The organism is Sphingomonas trueperi (assembly GCF_040545665.1).
In the GTDB taxonomy this organism is placed as follows: Bacteria; Pseudomonadota; Alphaproteobacteria; order Sphingomonadales; family Sphingomonadaceae; genus Sphingomonas; species Sphingomonas trueperi_B.
Map to the genome: position 1 here is coordinate 13142 of NZ_JBEPMH010000001.1, position 17268 is coordinate 30409.

Consider the following 17268-nt stretch of genomic DNA (forward strand, 5'->3'; position numbering starts at 1 on the left):
TATTGAAGTTCATCGTTGCGATTATGGTCGATAATCTCAGCGTGTGGACGCGACGAAGTCCAGAACCGCCTTGGCGAAAGCCTCGGGTTCCTCGAGATGCGCGAAATGCCCGCTATGCTCGAACAGGGCCTGGCGGGCGTCGGGCAGATGCTCGGTCAGGGCGTCTGCATATTCGGGGCCGAGGATGAAGTCGTCCCGGCCCGCCATCACCAGCGTCGGCGTGGCCAGCGTGTGCAGCCGTTCGCGCACGTCGAACGGCGCGGCGTCGCCGACCAGGAAGGTGGCGTGCAGGGCGCGGCGCAGCGCCGCCAGCATGTCGGCGGCGCGGACGGGATCGGAGAAATAGGCGGGCAGCAGCCCCTGCAGCGCCGCGGTATAATCGGCGTCGCTGCGGATCGCGGGCAGGCCGTTCCAGGCGGCGCGCACGCTCTCCGCGTCGGGCGTATCGCGATGGCGGCGCACGAAGTCGTCGATCCGCGTCGCGGCTGCTGCCATGAAGCCTTCGCTGGTACTGGCAGCGCCGGCATGGAGCAGCAGGCCCGCCACTGCGTCCGGCCGGCGCAGCGCCGCCTCGAGAACGACGAACGCGCCGTGCGAATGGCCGAGCAGGTACGGGCGGTGCACCCCCATGGCGTCGATCAGCGCGAGCAGATGGTCTGCAAAGCGATCGACCGAATAGCCCATCGGGTGCGTCGGCAATCGCCCGGACGCGCCGGTGCCGATCGGATCGAGATAGACCATGGTCAGATGCGCCTCGAGCAGCGGCATGCGCAGATAGCCGGAATCGATCCCCGGCCCACCGGAATGGACGATGCAGCAGGGGCCGGTGCCCGCCACGTGGAAATGCTGCGGGATGCCCGCGACGATAAGGGTGTGACTACCTTGCGGGAGAGGGAAATTCATGGGTTCGCTACCGATACTTGGTTGACGGAATGCAGAACCCGGCCCGCGCCATTGGGGCGCGGGCCGGGCAGGTTCGCACGTGGGGGAGGCGTGCGGGTCAGGCGGCCTTGGTCACCGGCTTGGTCCATTCATTGCCCTGCATGAAGCTGTCGAGCGGGGTGTGGACGATGTGGTTGGTGTAGTTGCTCATCACCTTGGTCGCGACGCCGAGCACCACCTCGAGCACGTTCTGGCGGGTGAAGCCGGCGGCGAGGAACGCGTCCACTTCCGCGCTGTCGACCCAGCCGCGGTTGCGGACGACCAGCGTGGCGAAGCGGTGCAGCGCCTCCAGCCGCGCGTCGGGCAGCGGGGTGCCGGCACGCAGCGCCGCGATCACGCCCGCGTCCATCTTCTGCATCTTGGCCAGGGTGGTGTGGCCGGCCATGCAGTAATGGCACTCATTCTCGAAATTGGCGGTGAGGTAGACCACCTGCTGCTCATGCGCGGTCAGGCTGGTCTTCGAGAACAGGTCCCACAGCGCGGTGTAGCCGGCGAGCAGCTCGGGCGATTCCGCCATGTAGGACTGGAGGTTGGGGACGAAGCCGAAGGCTGCCTTGACGCCTTCGAAGATCGGGCGTGCGGCGGCCGGGGCGGTGTCGACGGTATAGGCGGTGAAGTCGGTCATGGGTCGTTCCTTTCCTGGGGTGATGCGTTCGACAGGCAGGGAAATGCCGCTTTCCACCGCGGCGACGAAGACCGCTTGGCCGACTAATGCCTATGCCTGCCGAGAATGGGTTGGCGGCTGGTTGGGCTCAGCCGGGATGGCGCGCGAGGAAATCGAGGATCCGCTGCGCGATGGCATCGGTGGCTTCGTCGAGCGCGAAATGGCCGGCGTCGAGCAGGTGGATCTCGGCATCGGGCAGGTCGCGGCGATAGGCCTCGGCACCGGCGGCGACGAAGGACGGATCGTTGGCGCCCCAGGCGACCAGCGTCGGCGGCCGATGCGTGCGCAGCCACGCCTGCCAGACGGGATAGGCGGCGACGTTGGTCCGATAGTCGTACAGCAGCGCCGCCTGGATCGCGCGCTGCCCCGGCCGAGCGAGATGGGCGGCCTCGTCGGTCCAGCTGTCGGGGTCATAGCGTTCCGGATGGCGGGTGCCGGCGAGGTGGCGCTGCTTCGTGGCCCCGAAGGACAGGAAGGCGTCCACCACCTCGGGATGTTCGGCCGGCGCCGCCCAATAGTCGGCGATCTTCGCCCATTTCGGGCCGAGGCCCTCGCGATAGGCATTGCCGTTCTGGACGATCAGCGCCTGCAGCCGCTCGGGATGCGCGAGGATCATGCGATAGCCGACCGGTGCGCCATAATCGTGCAGGTACAGCGAAAAGTGACGGATCCCGAGCTGGTCGAGCAGCGCACTGATCGTCCGAGCGAGGTGATCGAAGCTGTAGCGATAGGTGAGGGGCGGCGGCGCGTCGCTCTGGCCGAAGCCGGGATAGTCGGGCGCGATGAGGTGATAGCGCGTCGCCAGCAGCGGGATCAGGCTGTTGAATTCGCGCGACGACGATGGGAAGCCATGGAGCAGGACGATCGTCGGTGCGTCCCTCGGTCCCGCCTCTCGGTAGAAAATCCCGACGCCGTCGACCTGCACCGTGTGGAAGCTGGTCGTCGCCGAGGTGGAGGGCAGGGGCGGGGTGGTCGGCGCGGGCAGCGCCGGTGTGGCAGCGCTGAGGGCAAGGGCCGCAAGCTGCTGGAACATGGAAGCCTCCGAAGGTTGTTGCGTTGCGCAGGTCGCCGGTCGACAGGGCCGTCAATGGAGCGCGGCGAGGAGTCCGTCGCGAAGCCACGCCCCCAGCCAGCCGCCGACGATGGCGGCGCTGCCGGCTTCGCCGTGCTCGTCCGCGAGGGCGGCGCAGAGCGCACCGAAAGGCATCCCCGCTTCCAGCTGCAGGATGGCCGTCGCCTCGGCTTGCTCGATCGTGCGGAAGCTGGGGTTGAAGCCGTCGCGCCAGAGCAGCACGGCGCCAGGCGCGGGCAGGCGCTGGGCGGCAGGCGGAACGGTGCCGTCGACAAGCGACTGCCACAAGGCGGCGGCATTGGTGGTCACCGGCAGCATGGCGAGGGTGGGCAGGAAGGCGAAGCGCGCCGTTTCCCATTCTACCGTGCCGAGCGCTTCCACGGAGAGGGCGGCGACGTCGGTTGTGGTGAACGCCGCCGCCAGCGCCCATTCGATGCGCGCCAGCTCGGCGCATTCGGGATCGTCGGGATAGAGCGCCGCGATGGTCGCCGGGAAGTCCTCGCCATAGGCGTCGAGCGTCCAGGCGGAGGGCGGCGAGGCTTCGATATGCCGTGCGGCCGCGGCGAGGAACGCCGTCTCGCCCAGCCAGCGCTGCAGCCGCGGAAAGCTGCTCTCGAGCGCGGCGACCAGCTGGCTGCGATAATTGTTGAGATAGACATCCAGACCCGCGCCGCCGCCCAGTCGCGTCGCCGCGTCCGGACATTCGGCCTGCAGCCAGCGGCCGAAATCCGCCTGGAGCGCCGCCAGCCTCATGCCGCCACCCGCAGCGCGGCAATGGCGCGCGCGTGATCGAGTTCGGCGAGCAGCTCGGCGAGCGGGGGAATGGCGTCGTCGCGCTCAATCATCGCCGCGACCGGCCCGACACGCTCCAATGCTTCGGCATAGAGCGCCCAGACGGGATCGGGCACCGGCCGGTCGTGCGTGTCGATCAGCAACGTGTCGCCGCGGCTGTGCCCGGCAAGGTGGATCTGCCGGACGCGCGTGGCGGGAATGCCGGCCAGATAGGCATGCGCGTCGAACCCGTGATTGGTCGCGCTGACGAAGATGTTGTTGACGTCGAGCAGCAGTTCGCAGCCGGTGCGGGCGCACAGCGCATCGAGAAACGCCCATTCGGTCATGTCCGCACGGTCGAAGGCGATGTAGCTCGACGGATTCTCGATCAGCATGGTGCGACCGAGCGCCTCCTGCGCGGCGTCGACATTGTCGCACACTGTCCGCAGGGCTTCCTCGGTATAGGGCAAGGGAAGCAAGTCGTGCGACTGGAAGTCGCCAAACCGCGTCCAGCAGAGATGGTCCGAGACGAACAGCGGCTCGACCGCGTCGACCAGCGCGCGCAAGCGCTGCAGATAGTCGCGATCCACGCCGTCCGCCGAGCCGACCGACATCGACACGCCGTGCAGCGCCACCGGATGGCGCTCGCGCACCCGGCGCAAGATGTCGCGGGGGCGGCCGCCGGGGACCATGAAATTCTCGGAGATGACCTCTACGAAGTCGACCGGGACCGGCGCTGCGGCCTCCAGGAAATCGGCATAATGCGGCTTGCGCAGCCCCAGGCCGAAGTGATGCGGATGGGCCATGCCCTTCCTCCTTCAAAACGGGGCGGCCCGGCGGGGAGGCCGGGCCGCCGGGCGCGTCACTTCGGCTCGGTGAGGCTGCCGCCCTGCGCCTTGCAGGCCTTGGCGGACACCGCTTTGAAGCCCTGGCCCTTGCATTCGTTCTGGCCCTTGCAGTCGTGGTTGCCCGACTTGCAGTCCGACGTGCCCTTGCAGCTGTTGATGCCGTAGCAATGGACGACCTTGCCCGCCGAAGCGGCCGGGGCGGCGACGCTGACGCCGGAGAGCGCGACGAGGGCGGCGGTGGCGGCGATGCTGGCGCCGGTCTGGAGTGTGATCATGGAGTGGTTCCCTTGGATGGATTGGTGCCGGATCGGCCTTCCACCTACGGGCCGGCACCAGGGCCGGTTACACGCTCACCACCGCAATACGCGCGGCCCCAGCAACGCCCCCAAGCCGGTCGCCAGCAGGATGCCGAGGCTGTACCAGGTCAGCACGAACACCGCGGCATATTCGTCGCAGTGGAGGCAGTAGATGGTGGCAGCCCAGGCGCCCGCGGCCAGGCCCGCGGCAGCGCCGGCAGCGCGCAGATTGGTCGGCGCGAGCTTGCGGAACGACCAGAGCAGTCCGAGGAAGATCGGCACCGCGAGCAGCAGCACGCGCCAGGGGCAGCGGTTCCAGCTGCCGCCCAGCCACATCGACAGCCAGTCGCGCATCGGCGTGCGTGACATTTCCTCGATGGCGAGGGCTCCGAGCAGCAGGCTGGGCAGCGCCAGCGGCCACAGCATGCGCAGCGACCCGCCCTCCGGCCGGGCCAGCCGCACCGTCGCCGCGACGGCGATCAGCCCCAGCGAAAGCGTGTAGGCCCATTTCATCCAGAACGAGAAGCCGAACATCGCCTGCGGAAAGTCCGGCCGCATGCCGAACAGCGCGAAGACCAGTCCGATGCTCACCACGCCGCCGCCGGCGATGCCCAGCGCGATGCGGCGCCCGATGAAGCGCGGCGGGATGGCTGGGACGTCGGCGGACAGCGCGGCGATCAGCCGCTCGGTGCTGTTGGTGTCGGGGTCGTGCGCCATCATTCGTGCCCCCGCAGCCGCGCCGCGAGCGCCTTGAGCCCGCGATGGACCGATACCTTGACGTCGGACTGGCCGATCCGCGCGCCCTCGGCCGCTTCGGCGACGCTCAGGCCCTCCAGATGCGTGTCGCGGATCGCGCGCGCCTGCTTGTCCGACAGGCCGGAAAGCAGGCGATCGACATCGACACGCGCGGTCACCGCCTCCTCGAAGCCCTCCGTGATCAGGATCGCCTCGACCTCCTCGATCGGCACCGAAACGCGGCGCCGTCGCAGATGGTCGATCAGCCGGTAGCGGGCGACGGCGTAGAGCCAGGCGGTGAAGGGTCGATCGCGGTCATAGGTGCCGCGCTTGGTGTGAATGGCGATCAGCGTTTCCTGCACCAGATCCTCGATATCCTCATCCCCCCGCATTCGCCGACGAAAGAAGCTGCGCAGCAACGGGACGAGCGCGCGCAGCAACGCCGCATGCGCCGCGGCATCGCCGTCCAGTCCCGCCGTCATCCACGCTCGTAGCTCTGCTTCGCTGTGCCGCATTCCCACTCCTGGTCGGGCGTACGTGGGCGAATGGCGGCAGGTTACAGAAGCGGTGCAGAAAAGAAATCGCACGGAGGGCCGGGGCGGATCTGTAACCGCGGCTTTGCCCGCGGCGTACGGCAGCAGGTGACCCGGCGCCTCCGCCTTCCCGGGGTCACCGCGCGGCGGCCATGCCCCCCCTGCGGACCGCCGCGCGAGAGGCCCCCTTCAACGGAGTATCCCCATGATCAAGACGTCCGCCGCGCTCGCCGCGACCCTCGCCCTCGGCATCGCCGCCACCGCCGCCCAGGCCCAGCAGCCCAAGATGGAGAAGTGCTACGGCGTGGCACTTGCCGGCAAGAACGACTGCAAGGCGGGCGCCGGCACCAGCTGCGCCGGCACCGCGACCAAGAACTATCAGGGCAATGCCTGGAAGCTGGTCAAGGCGGGCACCTGCACGTCGATCAAGACCCCCAAGGGCAACGGCTCGCTGACGCCCAAGGCGTGATCCCGTGCCCGGCCGCGAGACCGGCCGGGCATCCTCCCACATTCCGGAGTTCGCCATGCGATCCTTCGCCGCCCTCTATGCCAGCGCCTGCGCCCTTGCGGCGCGGCTATTGCCGCCCTCGTTCCTGCTGCTCGTCGCGCGTGTCGGCATCGCGGCGATCTTCTTCCTGTCCGGCCGCACCAAGGTGGATGGCTGGCTGACGATTACCGATTCCGCTTACGAACTGTTCCGAACCGATTATGCGCTGCCCTTCGCGCCGCCGGTGCTCGCCGCGCATCTCGCAACCTATTCGGAGCATCTCTTCCCGATCCTGCTCGTACTCGGCCTGTTCACTCGGCCTGCCGCGCTGGCGCTGCTGGGCATGACGACGGTGATCGAAGTGTTCGTCTATCCCGATGCCTGGCCGACGCATCTCAGCTGGGCCGGGCTGCTGCTCCCGCTGATCGCCGCCGGGCCGGGGGCGTGGTCGCTGGATCGCCTGATCGGGCTGGACGGGCAGGATACATAGCAGGGCGCGGCGGCGACGCGGCCGCAGCTTCTGCCGCAGCCCAAAGGGGCCGGTTGGGTCTCCCGGCAGATTGCTACCTTCCCCCTACGAATTGGCAGTTGCAACCTAGTTGATCGGGTTGTTGGCCGCGGGCGCGTCGCCGCGCGCTGCGGGTACGAAGTCCTCCCGCACCGCCTTGGCGACGAGATCGGGCGGTAACAGGCCGAGGCCGATCACGAAATTGTTGAAGGCGAGGCGATCGAAGCGCGCACCCAGCGCCAGCTCCGTTTCGACGCGCAGCTGGAGCAGGCGGGTATAGCCGTAAAAATAGCTGCCCGCCTGACCCGGCGCGCGGGAGGTGTAGCGCTCGATTTCCTGCCGCGCCATCGCCGGCGACTGCACCACCTCCTCGGTGAGAATGCGGCCGGCCTCGTCGAGCGAGATCCGGTTCAAGTTGAGCATTGGATCGAGCATTGCCCGCGCAGCGCGCAGCAGCCGCGCCTGCAGCGCCATCAATTGCCCGTCGAGCGGGTGGTAGGGCAGGGCCTCCGCCTCGGCATAGAGCGCCCAGCCTTCGACATTGACGCTGTTGAAGGCATAGAGCGAGCGCGCCTGCGAGACGCCGCGCTCGACCATCGCGGAGAATTGCAGCTCGTGCCCGGGGCGCCCCTCATGCGCGGCGACCGTCCATTGCACCGCACGGGAATTGAAGTCGTCATAGGCCGACTTGGGATCATTGCTGCCGACTCCGATCGGCAGCACGAACACGCCATGCTCGCCCTTGTTGCCCACCATCGGCGGCGGCTGCATGTGCGGGGCGGGGCTGGCGGCGGACTCCGCCGCGCTGGCAAGCCGCATCTCCATCGGTCGGCTGGGCAGGTCGACGATGTGTTCGCGGCGGATCACCGACTCGTTGGTGCGGATCACCTCGGCATAGCTTGCCTCGAGCTGGTCGTTGGGGACCGGCGCCTGCTTGATCCGGCGGATGACGTCGCGATAGTCGGTCTGGCTCCACCCCTTTTCTTTGGCAACGCGGGGTGCGAGCGCGATCATCGCCGCCCGCGTCTCGGCATATTCGATCTGGGCTTGGCGGATCAGCGCGTCGGGCGCGATGTCGATGCCGCGCTCCTTGAGCTGGAAGGCATAGACCTCGGCGGGCAGGTGAAAGTCCTCCCGGGCGAGCGGGAGCACCGTCGCCCGTTCCCACGCCGTATAGGCGGCGATTTGCGCATCGAGCTTGGCCAGCGCGCGCTCGGCCCCGGTGATCTTGTATTCCTGGAACAGGTCGCGGATGCCCTTGGCGTAGGTCTCGGCATTGGCGAGCGCGCGATCGAGCGTGACGCGGGTGGGGCCGAGCAGACCGGGCGCGCGGATTTCCTCGAAGCGCGCGCGGGCCTGGTCGACCAGCGGCGTCGTGCCGGGCCAGTCGCCGACATAGCGGCGCAGCAGTTCCACAGCCTTGGCGCGGCGGGCGGGCGCGACCTGATCGTCGAGCAGGCCTTTGATGCCCTCGAACATCGCCGCCGGCGCATCGGTCCAGGCGAGGAAGTGGCGGCGGTTCAGCCGGTCGCGCTCGAGCTGCTGATCGATCGCGCCGATCAGGATGGCGAGGTCCTGGCGGACATTGGCATCGTTCGCCGCGGCCAATCGGCGAACGAACTCGGCGCGTACCGGCGCAAGGGCGGCGGCACGGCGCGCCTCCAGCTTGGGCTCGAGGTCGCTGGCACGCCCGTCGAACGCCACCACGCCTTCCTGCGATATCGTCTCCGGATCGAACTGCCCCTCCGCTTCCAGCAGCAACCGGGTGTTGGCGTCGCTCACGGCGATCCAGGCCCGGCCGGTGGGGTCCGGCAGCGGGGCCGCGGCTGCGGGCGTCAGGCTATGGAGGGCGAACGCGAGGATGGAGGCGGTGCGATGCATGGCAGTTCCGGCGGGAAAGGAGGGATCAAGGCGGTGATGACCTGCGGCAAGCAACGGGAAAGCAAGCCGCGGTTCAAGCGGAAATGTTCGGCGCCTCGGCTCGAATTCAGGATGGCGTCGAGAAGGGCTGGAGGAACCCGGCCCCTGGGTACTTCCCGTTCGGCGGAGAAGGCGATAGGAGCCCATATCGACGCCGGCCGCTGAGCGAGCGTGCGGGCGACCCAACCGAATTCCTTGAAAGTCTCCGCGCGTGTCATCGACCAACGATCAAACTTCCGAAACTGCGCTTCCCCTCGACGTGCTGACTCCGTCGGCCACCCTGTCGATGGACGAGATCCACCAGCGCTATCCGGCACGGTCGCTGCCCGAAGGCGCACGCGTGACGCGGTTCGGGCCCAGCCCGACCGGCTTCATCCATATCGGCGGCCTTTACGTTTCGCTGATCTCGGAGCGCACCGCGCACCAGTCCGGCGGGCTGTTCTACCTGCGGATCGAGGACACCGATCGCAAGCGCGAGGTGCCCGGGGCGGTGGAGCTGATCCTCGGCGCGCTCAACGACTTCGGCATCGCCTTCGACGAGGGCCCCTCGGTGGCCGGCACCGAGACCGGCGCCTATGGCCCGTATCGCCAGAGCGAGCGGCAGGAACTCTACCAGAGCGTTGTCCGCGACCTGCTCGTGCGCGGCCATGCCTATGCCTGCTTCGCGACGCCCGAGGAGCTCGAGGCGATGCGCACCGAGCAGAACCTGCGCAAGATCCCGCCCGGCTATTATGGCAGCTGGGCGATCTGGCGGAACCGCAGCCTGGAGGACGTGCAGGCGGCGCTGGCCGAAGGCCGCAGCTTCGTGATCCGGCTCAAGGCGCCGGCGGCCGAGGGGAACGGCCGCGTCGAGCTGCCCGACCTGATCCGCGGCAAGCTCAACGTGCCGGCGAACAACCAGGACATCGTCCTGCTCAAGGCCGACGGCCTGCCGACCTATCACCTCGCCCATGTCGTCGACGATCACCTGATGGGCACCACCGACGTGATCCGCGGCGACGAGTGGCTGTCCTCCTACCCGGTCCACGCCCAGCTGTTCGACCTGCTCGGCTGGGAACGGCCGCGCTATGCGCATATCGCGCCGATCGAGAAGAATGTCGGCTCGTCGCGTCGCAAGCTCAGCAAGCGCCACGATCCGGAAGCGGCGGTCGACTGGTATTCGGTCGAAGGCTATCCGCGCCAGGCGGTGATCGAGTATCTGCTCAACCTTGCCGACGGCAAGTTCGAGGACTGGCGCAAGGCCAACCCGACCGCGGATTCGGAGAGCTTCCCGCTCCAGGTCGAACGCCTGAACCGCAGCGGCGCGCTGTTCGATCTGGTCAAGCTGTCGAGCATCAGCCGCGAGGTGATCGGCGCGATGACCGCGGCGCAGGTCTATGACGCGGCGCTGGCCTGGGCGCAGGTCCATGACCAGCCCTTCGCCGAACGGCTCGCCGCGCATGCCGATTATGTCCGGGCGATCCTGAACATCGAGCGCGGTGCGGCGCGGGCGCGCAAAGACATCGTCAAATGGTCCGACGTGCCAAGCGACACCGCCTATTTCTTCGACGATCTCTTCGTGCCGCGTGACGAGGCCAACCAGCCGCTCTGGGAGGCACTCGCGCCCGGCCTGGCCGCGATCTTGCGCGAAGTGGCGGAGGGCTTCGACCCGGCAGTCGATCGCGACGCATGGCTGGAATGGGTCCGCGCCATCGGCGAGAAGCATGGCTATGCTGCCAACGGCAAGGCCTACAAGGCCGAGCCGGAGCGCTATCAGGGCCAGTTCAGCGCGATCGCCGGTGTGCTGCGCCTGGCGCTGGCCGGCAAGCCGAACACGCCCGATCTGTTCGAGGTGATGACGGTGATGGGGCCCGAGCGCGTGCGCGCGCGCCTGTCAGCCGCCGCGGCATCGATCGAGGGCAGGGCGAGCGGTCAGAGCTGACGCTCGTTCCAGCAAGGACCGTGGGGCTCACCTGGAAGCGTTCGACAAATCGTCCGCCGCCGGTTAGGTCGAGCCTCGTGTCCGTCCTGCGCCGCCTCCTGCTTGAGCATCGCCTGCTGTGCGGCTGCCTGATCGCGGCTGCGCTGCTGATGAAGGCGGTGCTGCCGGCCGGGTTCATGCCGATGCAGAGCGGCGGCACGATCATGCTGGGTTTCTGCTCGGGATACGGGCCCAAGCCGATGGCGATGCCGATGGCCATCCCGATGAAGGATGACCGCTCGAGCCCCGACGAGCACCAGCCCAAGACCGAGATGCCCTGCGCATTCTCTGGCCTCGCGATGCCCGGCCTCGCCGCGGTCGACCCGACGCTGCTCGCGCTGGCGATCGCCTTCGTCCTCGAACGCGCGATCCGTACCGCGACCATCCTGCCCAGGATCGTCCGCGTCTATCTTCGCCCACCCTTACGCGGGCCACCACTCGCCGCCTGATCCCTCGTTACCCTTTCAAGCGTTCGCGCGGTTGCGCGGGCGCGCCCGGATCAGGAAGATTTCATGTCCAAGCTATTGTTTTCGGCGACCGTTTCGGCCGTCCTCTGCGCATCTGCCGCGTCCGCGCAGACGTATGACGATGCACGCCGTGCCGAACTGCTCCGCCAGCGCGCGGCGATCGACGCCGAGCTGGCCAGGCTCGATGCCGCCGCGCCGAAGCCGCAAGCCGCACCGGCGGCCGTAACGCCGCCCGGCACTGACGAGATTTTCGTCACCGGCAAGGCGCTGTCGCTGACCACACGCGTCAGCGGCCAGACGGTGACGACGGTCGACGCCGCTGCGTTCCGCAATACGCCGGCGACGACGATCGCCGATATCGTCCGGCTCTCGCCCGGCATCGCGGTCACCCAGGGCAATGGCCCGCGCGACGTCGGCGTCTCGGTGCGCGGCTCGAACGCACGCAACGGCTTCGGAGCGCGCAACCTGCAGGTCTTCGAGGATGATTTCCCAGTCACCCAGCCCGACGGCCTCGCACGCTTCGACCTGACCGACCCGCATGCGTACGGCGCGGTCGACGTGGTGCGCGGGCCCTCCTCGGCGCGCTACGGCAACTATGCGCTGGGCGGCGCGGTCAACTTCCGTACCCGCTCGGGCCGCGAGATCCAGGGCGTCGGGGCCGGGTTCGACGCGGGCGGCGACGGCTATGCCAATCTCTATGCGACGATCGGGCACGCGACCGCGGGCCACGATATCGCGGTGTTCGGCAGCTATGTCCGCGGCGACGCCGTCACCGGCCACACCGGCTACGAGACAGGGACGCTCAACGCGCTGGCCAAGTTCGAGCTGGGCGCGCGCGACCGCGTGGCGGTAAAGCTGATCTACAACGAGGGCGATTTCCGCCTCTCGACCCGGCTCTCGTACAATCAGTACCTGACCAACCCCTATCAGCAGGGCTGTCAGGCAGCGGCGACCGCCGCGCCGGGCTGCGGCACCATCTCGGTGCTGGTCAACGGCATCAACGGCGCGCGGATCGCCCAGACCGCCGACGAGGGCAATCTCGCGCGGAACGACCGGCGGACGATCGTCGGCACGCGCTACGAGCATGACCTGGGGCCGAACACCACCTGGCGCACCCAGGCGACCTTCGACAGTCGCGTGGTCAACCAGCCGACCAGCGCGACGCCGTTCAAGGGCACGCTCGACAGCTACAACCTCACCTCGGACGTGACCCATCACGGCCGGATCGCGGGGATGGAGTCCACGAGCTTCGTGGGCGTGTTCTACAATTATCTCGACAACCAGAGCTACAGCTTCAACAAGACCCCCGCCGGTCGCAACGGCTTCGGCGCGCTGACCCAGACGGTGTTCGGCGACGTGCGGAACATGGGGGTGCGTGCCCGCGAGGAACTGCAGTTCACAGGCCGGCTGCAGGCGATCGCCGGGATCGGCGCCGAACGCTCGATCCTCGACATGCGCCAGACCGCGTACAGCTATCCGGTCGGTACCAACCCGGTGCTCGCCTTTATCCCCGCCGATCGCCACTTCACCAACGTTGCCCCGGAGGCGGCGCTGTTCTGGCAGGCGGTCGACGCGGTGCGGCTGCATGCGCGGGTGGGCACCGGCTACGGCATCCCGCAGGCGGGCAACCTGTTCGTCACGCCCGCAGGCGTTGCGGGCAACAACGCCAGCCTCAAGGCGCAGCGCAACACCGGCATCGACCTCGGCGCCGAAGTGGCGCTCGGCAGCAACTTCAAGGCCGAGCTGACCGGCTATTACGAATGGTTCACCAACGAGCTGGTCAGCCAGTCGGCCGGGGTGAACCTGCTCGCCTATACCTCCAACGTGCCGCGCTCGGTGCATCGCGGGGTCGAGCTGGGGGTGAGCTGGAAGCCGCTGCCGGGGCTGCTGCCCGGCGCCAAGCTCGACGCGAGCTACAGCTACAACGATCAATATTACACCGACTTCCAGGAGCGGCTGACCGCCGGCAGCGTCTCCCGCGTGCTCGATCGGGGCGGCAAGGCGATCCCGGGCGTGATCCCCAACTTCGTCAACGCGCGGCTTGGCTATGATCAGCCGGCCGGCCCGCTCCAGGGCCTGGGCGGCTTTGCCGAGCTTTCCTATCGCGACCGGTTCTTCGTCGACAACAGCAACCTGCTGGCCATGCCCTCGGCGACGTTGGTCAACCTGAACCTGCATTATGACCCGCCAAAGGGCAGCGGCCCGCTGTCGCGGCTGAGCTTCTATGCCTCGGTGCAGAACCTGTTCGACGTGACCTATGTGGGTGCGGCCTCGGTGATCGCGAACAGCCTCGCGACTTCGGGCGCGGAGAACCCGGCATCGGTGCTCGCCAACACCACCGGCTCGGTCTACGCCGGGCAGCCGCGGACGGTCTATGCCGGCGTCAAGGCACGGTTCTGAGGGGAGGGGATCCATGGCGCATAGCCTCAACCGGCGCTGGCCGAACACCGCGACCGTGTGGCGCTGGCATTTCTACGCCGGCCTGTTCTGCATCCCCTTCGTGCTGTGGCTGGCGGTCACCGGCTCGATCTATCTGTTCCGCCCGCAGGTCGAGGCGCTGATCGACGCGCCTTATGCCAACCTGGCCATCACCGGCCCGCGCGCCTCGGCGGCGGCACAGGCGGCGGCGGCGGTGCGGGCGGTGCCGGGATCGGTGCTCCATCGCTACCAGCTGCCCGAGACCGATCGCCAGGCGGTGCAGATCATCGTCGGCAAGGGGCAGGACGAGACGCGCGTCTATGTCCATCCTCAGACGCTGGCGGTGCTCAAGACGGTCGACGAGGACCAAAGGCTGATGCGGGTGGTGTTCCGGCTGCACGGCGAGCTGCTCGCCGGCACCCTGGGCTCCTACCTGGTCGAGCTGGCCGCCTCCTGGACGATCGTGATGCTGCTCTCGGGCCTGTTCCTGTGGTGGCCGCGCCGCGCGGGGCTGGGCGGCATCGTCTATCCGCGGTTGAGCGCAGGCGGGCGGCGCTTCTGGCGGGATCTCCATGCGGTGACTGGCTTCTGGGTGTCGGCCTTCGCGCTGTTCCTGCTCGTCGCGGGGCTGCCTTGGGCGAAGAGCTGGGGTGGCTATCTGAAGGCCGTGCGCGGGGTGGTGGAAGGCCACCCCGTCAAGCAGGACTGGACCACCGGTCGCGCCGACGAACTCCGTCAGCGCGCCGCCGCCGATGCCGGCACCCGCGCAATGATGGGCGAGCATGCCGAGCGTCACGGCATGGCGATGGCGCACCCGTCGGTCTCCTATGTCCCGCTCGACCGGCTGATCGCCACGCTCGGCCCGCTGCGCCTGGCGACGCCGGTGCTGGTCTCCCCGCCGACCGGTCCCGGCCAGCCCTGGACTGCCAAGTCCGATGCCGCCAACCGCCCGCTGCGCACCGACCTGACGCTCGACGGCGAGACCGGCAAGCTGCTCACCCGCAAGGATTTCGCCCAGCGGCGGCTGGTCGACCGGCTGGTCGGATACGGCGTGGCGATCCATGAGGGGCAGGCGTTCGGGTGGCTCAACCAGCTGCTCAACCTGCTGACCGCGCTGGGGCTGATCCTGCTCGCGGTGAGCAGCGTGGTGCTGTGGTGGCGCCGGCGGCCCGAGGGTGCGCTCGGTGCGCCGCGCGGGGGGGAGCCGCGACCTGCGGCGCTGGCCTTCTTCGCGCTCGTGATCGCGCTGGGGTTGTTCCTGCCGCTGATGGGGATCAGCCTGCTCGCGGTCCTGGCGGTCGAGCGGTTCGTGCTGGTCCACCTGCCGGGCGCGCGGCGCTGGCTGGGGCTGCGCGGGGTGCCGGCAGCGGCCTAGACGCCATAAAGGTGCAGCGGCTAGCCTTGTAGCCGGAACCTATCGCCGCGCCGGACCTGTAGTCCGGGGCCGCGATGCGGACCGCAGGGGGAAGACGATGCATCCGGTCGACACGTTTGAGCTGGTTCTCGTGCTGTTCGCGGCGATCATCGCGCTGCACTGGGCGGCCGAGCGGCTGTCGTTCCTGCCCTCGGCGGCGTTGCTGCTGGGCGGCGGGGCGCTGGCCTTTCTGCCGAACCTGCCCAAGCTGTCGCTCGATCCCGAGCTCGTCCTGGTGCTGTTCCTGCCGCCGCTGCTGATGGACGGCGCCTATTATGCCGCGTTCGGGCGGCTTCGGCGCCATCTGCCGGGGATCCTGTCGCTGGCAGTAGGCGCGGTGCTGTTCACCACGCTGGTCGTCGGGCTGGTGCTGCACCTGCTGGTGCCGGGGCTGCCTTGGGCGGCATGCTTTGCCCTTGGCGCGATCGTCTCGCCGCCCGACGCGGTCGCCGCGCGATCGGTGCTGCAGCGGGTGCAGCTGCCGCGTCGTCTCCAGGCGCTGCTCGAAGGCGAGAGCCTGATCAACGATGCGACCGGGCTGGTGCTGTTCCGCTTCGCCGTCGCCGCCACGCTCACCGGCCGCTTCAACGCATTCGATGCGGGGACGAGCTTCGTCCTGCTGTCGATCGGCGGCGTGGTGGTCGGCACCGCCGTCGGCTTCGGCGGCAAGTTCATCCTGCGCCGCCTGCCCGACCAGACGCTGATCGTCGCCACCGCGACCCTGCTCAGCTGGGCGGCCTATCTGGCCGGCGAGGCGCTGCACGTCTCCGGGGTGATCGCCGTGGTCGCGGCGGGCATCGTGTTCGGCTGGTATCAGCACGAGGTGCTGCCGGCGCGGGTGCGGATGCAGGGCGCCGCCTTCTGGCGGACCCTGGTGTTCAGCCTCGAGGCGCTGGTGTTCATCCTGATCGGCTTCTCGCTGCGCGGCGTGCTCGATCGCGTCGGGCTGGAGCGGGTGTTCACCTCGATGGCGGTGCCGGTGATCGGCATCGTCGTCGCGGTGCTCGTCACCCGCTTCGTGTGGGTGTTCGGCAGCGAGCTGCTGCTCGGCACGCTCAAGCGGACCGGCGTATCGCGGGTGCGGCCGCTGGGCTGGCGACAGGCGACGGTGCTGTCCTGGGCGGGAATGCGCGGCGTCGTCACGCTGGCGGTCGCGCTGTCGCTGCCGAACGAGATGCCCGGCCGCGACCTGATGCTGGTCAGCGCCTTCGCGGTGATCCTCGCCACCGTGGTGCTGCAGGGTGCCAGCCTTGGCTGGGTGATCAAGGCGATCGCACCGCAGGACCGCGATCCGCCGCCCAACGTCACGCTGGTGCAGGCCGAGGCGGCGATCGCCCACGCCAAGCGCATCGAGGTGGAGGCACGCGCCTATGACGAGGAAGGCACGCTGATCCATCCCCGGCTACTCGAGGAATATCGCAAGCGGGACCATGTCACCGAACGCTATGCCGGGGATGCCGGCAGCTACATGCCCGGCATCCGCGCCCATTTCGACATGGTGCTCGCGGCGGTGGCGGCGGGGCGCAAGGAGCTGATCCGCCTGCACCGCCAGGGCGAGATCGAGGACGAGGTGCTGCACAATCTGGAGCGCGATCTCGATCTTGAGGAACTGGGCGCACTGTTCCAAGGGGGCGAGGGCGCCGAAATCCGCGGCCCGGGAGAACAAGCGTGACCGATCCGCAGCCCGCATCCTTCACGATCCGATCGGCGGTGCCGGCGGACCGGGCGCAACTCGGCCGGCTCGGCGCGCAGATGGTGGCGGTGCATCATGCCTTCGACGCGCGCCGCTTCATCGCGCCGACGCCGGAGACGCCCGAGGTCTATGGCGGCTTCCTCACCCGGCAGATCGAACGGGCAGAGTCCGTGCTGCGCGTGGCGGCAGCGGGCGATGCCGTGCTCGGCTATGTCTATGCCGGGGTGGAGGGCAACGACTATATGGCGCTGCGCGGGCCGGCGGGGGTGATCTACGACCTGATCGTCGCACCCGAGCATCGGCGCCAGGGCATCGGCCGCGCGCTGCTCGACGCGGCGATGGCAGCGCTGGCGCCGCATGCGCTGCCCCGGCTCGTGCTGTTCACTGCCGAGCGCAATGTCGAGGCGCAGGCGCTGTTCACCGCGGCGGGCTTCCACCGCACCATGGTGGAGATGACCCGCGATCTCGCCTGAGCAGCGCGCCGGCCAAGGAACCTTTGCAGGATCGGAGAGCTATGGCTAGGGGCCGCACGGTCAGGCG

17 protein-coding genes are annotated in these 17268 nt (G+C 68.8%); 8 read left to right on the forward strand and 9 right to left on the reverse strand.

Going from position 1 to position 17268, the window contains the following annotated elements:
- Positions 1 to 36 precede the first annotated feature (36 nt).
- From ABIC65_RS00090 to ABIC65_RS00125, 8 genes are all read right to left on the reverse strand, one after another.
- The gene (locus ABIC65_RS00090) at positions 37 to 903 is read right to left on the reverse strand and encodes an alpha/beta fold hydrolase (protein ID WP_354306185.1); all 867 of its coding nucleotides are present in this window, start codon (positions 901 to 903) and stop codon (positions 37 to 39) included.
- A gap of 97 nt (positions 904 to 1000) precedes the next feature.
- On the reverse strand, positions 1001 to 1567 hold the full coding sequence (locus tag ABIC65_RS00095; protein ID WP_354306186.1) for a carboxymuconolactone decarboxylase family protein: 567 nt from the start codon (positions 1565 to 1567) through the stop codon (positions 1001 to 1003).
- Positions 1568 to 1694: 127 nt separating this feature from the next.
- Positions 1695 to 2639: an alpha/beta fold hydrolase gene (locus ABIC65_RS00100; RefSeq protein ID WP_354306187.1), complete on the reverse strand. Its 945-nt coding sequence runs from the start codon at positions 2637 to 2639 to the stop codon at positions 1695 to 1697.
- 51 nt (positions 2640 to 2690) lie between these two features.
- Entirely contained in the window at positions 2691 to 3431 is a 741-nt protein-coding gene (locus ABIC65_RS00105) for a DNA-binding domain-containing protein (protein WP_354306188.1), read from the reverse strand.
- Positions 3428 to 4255, reverse strand: a complete 828-nt coding sequence (gene bufB / locus ABIC65_RS00110; protein WP_354306189.1) for an MNIO family bufferin maturase — start codon at positions 4253 to 4255, stop codon at positions 3428 to 3430. The genes ABIC65_RS00105 and bufB overlap by 4 nt, the downstream gene beginning before the upstream one ends.
- 56 nt (positions 4256 to 4311) lie before the next feature.
- Entirely contained in the window at positions 4312 to 4572 is a 261-nt protein-coding gene (bufA2, locus tag ABIC65_RS00115; protein ID WP_354306190.1) for a BufA2 family periplasmic bufferin-type metallophore, read from the reverse strand.
- 75 nt (positions 4573 to 4647) lie between these two features.
- Positions 4648 to 5313: a DUF1109 domain-containing protein gene (locus ABIC65_RS00120; RefSeq protein WP_354306191.1), complete on the reverse strand. Its 666-nt coding sequence runs from the start codon at positions 5311 to 5313 to the stop codon at positions 4648 to 4650.
- A complete protein-coding gene (locus tag ABIC65_RS00125; RefSeq protein WP_425338763.1) occupies positions 5310 to 5810 on the reverse strand; it encodes a sigma-70 family RNA polymerase sigma factor in 501 nt (166 codons plus the stop codon). The genes ABIC65_RS00120 and ABIC65_RS00125 overlap by 4 nt, the downstream gene beginning before the upstream one ends.
- 256 nt (positions 5811 to 6066) lie before the next feature.
- Between ABIC65_RS00125 and ABIC65_RS00130 the strand changes: the two genes are divergently transcribed.
- Positions 6067 to 6330, forward strand: coding sequence for a BufA1 family periplasmic bufferin-type metallophore (locus ABIC65_RS00130; RefSeq protein WP_121077929.1), 264 nt, complete (start codon positions 6067 to 6069; stop codon positions 6328 to 6330).
- Between the two features lie 55 nt (positions 6331 to 6385).
- Positions 6386 to 6838: a DoxX family protein gene (locus ABIC65_RS00135; RefSeq protein ID WP_354306192.1), complete on the forward strand. Its 453-nt coding sequence runs from the start codon at positions 6386 to 6388 to the stop codon at positions 6836 to 6838.
- 105 nt (positions 6839 to 6943) lie between these two features.
- On the opposite strand, the gene ABIC65_RS00140 is transcribed toward ABIC65_RS00135, so the two are convergent.
- On the reverse strand, positions 6944 to 8737 hold the full coding sequence (locus ABIC65_RS00140; RefSeq protein WP_354306193.1) for a DUF885 domain-containing protein: 1794 nt from the start codon (positions 8735 to 8737) through the stop codon (positions 6944 to 6946).
- Positions 8738 to 9035: 298 nt separating this feature from the next.
- On the opposite strand from ABIC65_RS00140, the gene ABIC65_RS00145 reads away from it, so the two are divergent.
- From ABIC65_RS00145 to ABIC65_RS00170, 6 genes are all read left to right on the forward strand, one after another.
- Positions 9036 to 10697, forward strand: a complete 1662-nt coding sequence (locus ABIC65_RS00145) for a glutamate--tRNA ligase (protein ID WP_354306194.1) — start codon at positions 9036 to 9038, stop codon at positions 10695 to 10697.
- Between the two features lie 77 nt (positions 10698 to 10774).
- Positions 10775 to 11185: a DUF2946 family protein gene (locus ABIC65_RS00150; protein WP_354306195.1), complete on the forward strand. Its 411-nt coding sequence runs from the start codon at positions 10775 to 10777 to the stop codon at positions 11183 to 11185.
- Between the two features lie 63 nt (positions 11186 to 11248).
- Positions 11249 to 13603 carry a TonB-dependent receptor family protein gene (locus ABIC65_RS00155; protein ID WP_354306196.1) on the forward strand — a complete coding sequence of 785 codons (2355 nt, stop codon included), beginning with the start codon at positions 11249 to 11251 and terminating at the stop codon, positions 13601 to 13603.
- 13 nt (positions 13604 to 13616) lie between these two features.
- Positions 13617 to 14996, forward strand: coding sequence for a PepSY-associated TM helix domain-containing protein (locus ABIC65_RS00160; RefSeq protein ID WP_354306197.1), 1380 nt, complete (start codon positions 13617 to 13619; stop codon positions 14994 to 14996).
- Between the two features lie 97 nt (positions 14997 to 15093).
- Entirely contained in the window at positions 15094 to 16707 is a 1614-nt protein-coding gene (locus ABIC65_RS00165; RefSeq protein WP_354306198.1) for a Na+/H+ antiporter, read from the forward strand.
- Positions 16704 to 17201, forward strand: coding sequence for a GNAT family N-acetyltransferase (locus ABIC65_RS00170; protein WP_354306199.1), 498 nt, complete (start codon positions 16704 to 16706; stop codon positions 17199 to 17201). Before ABIC65_RS00165 ends, ABIC65_RS00170 begins: the two co-directional genes overlap by 4 nt.
- Positions 17202 to 17268: the final 67 nt, after the last annotated feature.

Excerpts from the sequence above, each read along its gene's own strand:
- ABIC65_RS00105 (WP_354306188.1), bottom strand. The coding sequence starts at position 3,431 with ATGAGGCTGGCGGCGCTCCAGGCGGATTTCGGCCGCTGGCTGCAGGCC.
- ABIC65_RS00155 (WP_354306196.1), top strand. The coding sequence starts at position 11,249 with ATGTCCAAGCTATTGTTTTCGGCGACCGTTTCGGCCGTCCTCTGCGCA.
- ABIC65_RS00120 (WP_354306191.1), bottom strand. The coding sequence starts at position 5,313 with ATGATGGCGCACGACCCCGACACCAACAGCACCGAGCGGCTGATCGCC.
- ABIC65_RS00125 (WP_425338763.1), bottom strand. The coding sequence starts at position 5,810 with ATGACGGCGGGACTGGACGGCGATGCCGCGGCGCATGCGGCGTTGCTG.
- ABIC65_RS00095 (WP_354306186.1), bottom strand. The coding sequence starts at position 1,567 with ATGACCGACTTCACCGCCTATACCGTCGACACCGCCCCGGCCGCCGCA.
- bufB (WP_354306189.1), bottom strand. The coding sequence starts at position 4,255 with ATGGCCCATCCGCATCACTTCGGCCTGGGGCTGCGCAAGCCGCATTAT.
- ABIC65_RS00140 (WP_354306193.1), bottom strand. The coding sequence starts at position 8,737 with ATGCATCGCACCGCCTCCATCCTCGCGTTCGCCCTCCATAGCCTGACG.
- bufA2 (WP_354306190.1), bottom strand. The coding sequence starts at position 4,572 with ATGATCACACTCCAGACCGGCGCCAGCATCGCCGCCACCGCCGCCCTC.
- ABIC65_RS00100 (WP_354306187.1), bottom strand. The coding sequence starts at position 2,639 with ATGTTCCAGCAGCTTGCGGCCCTTGCCCTCAGCGCTGCCACACCGGCG.
- ABIC65_RS00165 (WP_354306198.1), top strand. The coding sequence starts at position 15,094 with ATGCATCCGGTCGACACGTTTGAGCTGGTTCTCGTGCTGTTCGCGGCG.
- ABIC65_RS00090 (WP_354306185.1), bottom strand. The coding sequence starts at position 903 with ATGAATTTCCCTCTCCCGCAAGGTAGTCACACCCTTATCGTCGCGGGC.
- ABIC65_RS00135 (WP_354306192.1), top strand. The coding sequence starts at position 6,386 with ATGCGATCCTTCGCCGCCCTCTATGCCAGCGCCTGCGCCCTTGCGGCG.
- ABIC65_RS00160 (WP_354306197.1), top strand. The coding sequence starts at position 13,617 with ATGGCGCATAGCCTCAACCGGCGCTGGCCGAACACCGCGACCGTGTGG.
- ABIC65_RS00130 (WP_121077929.1), top strand. The coding sequence starts at position 6,067 with ATGATCAAGACGTCCGCCGCGCTCGCCGCGACCCTCGCCCTCGGCATC.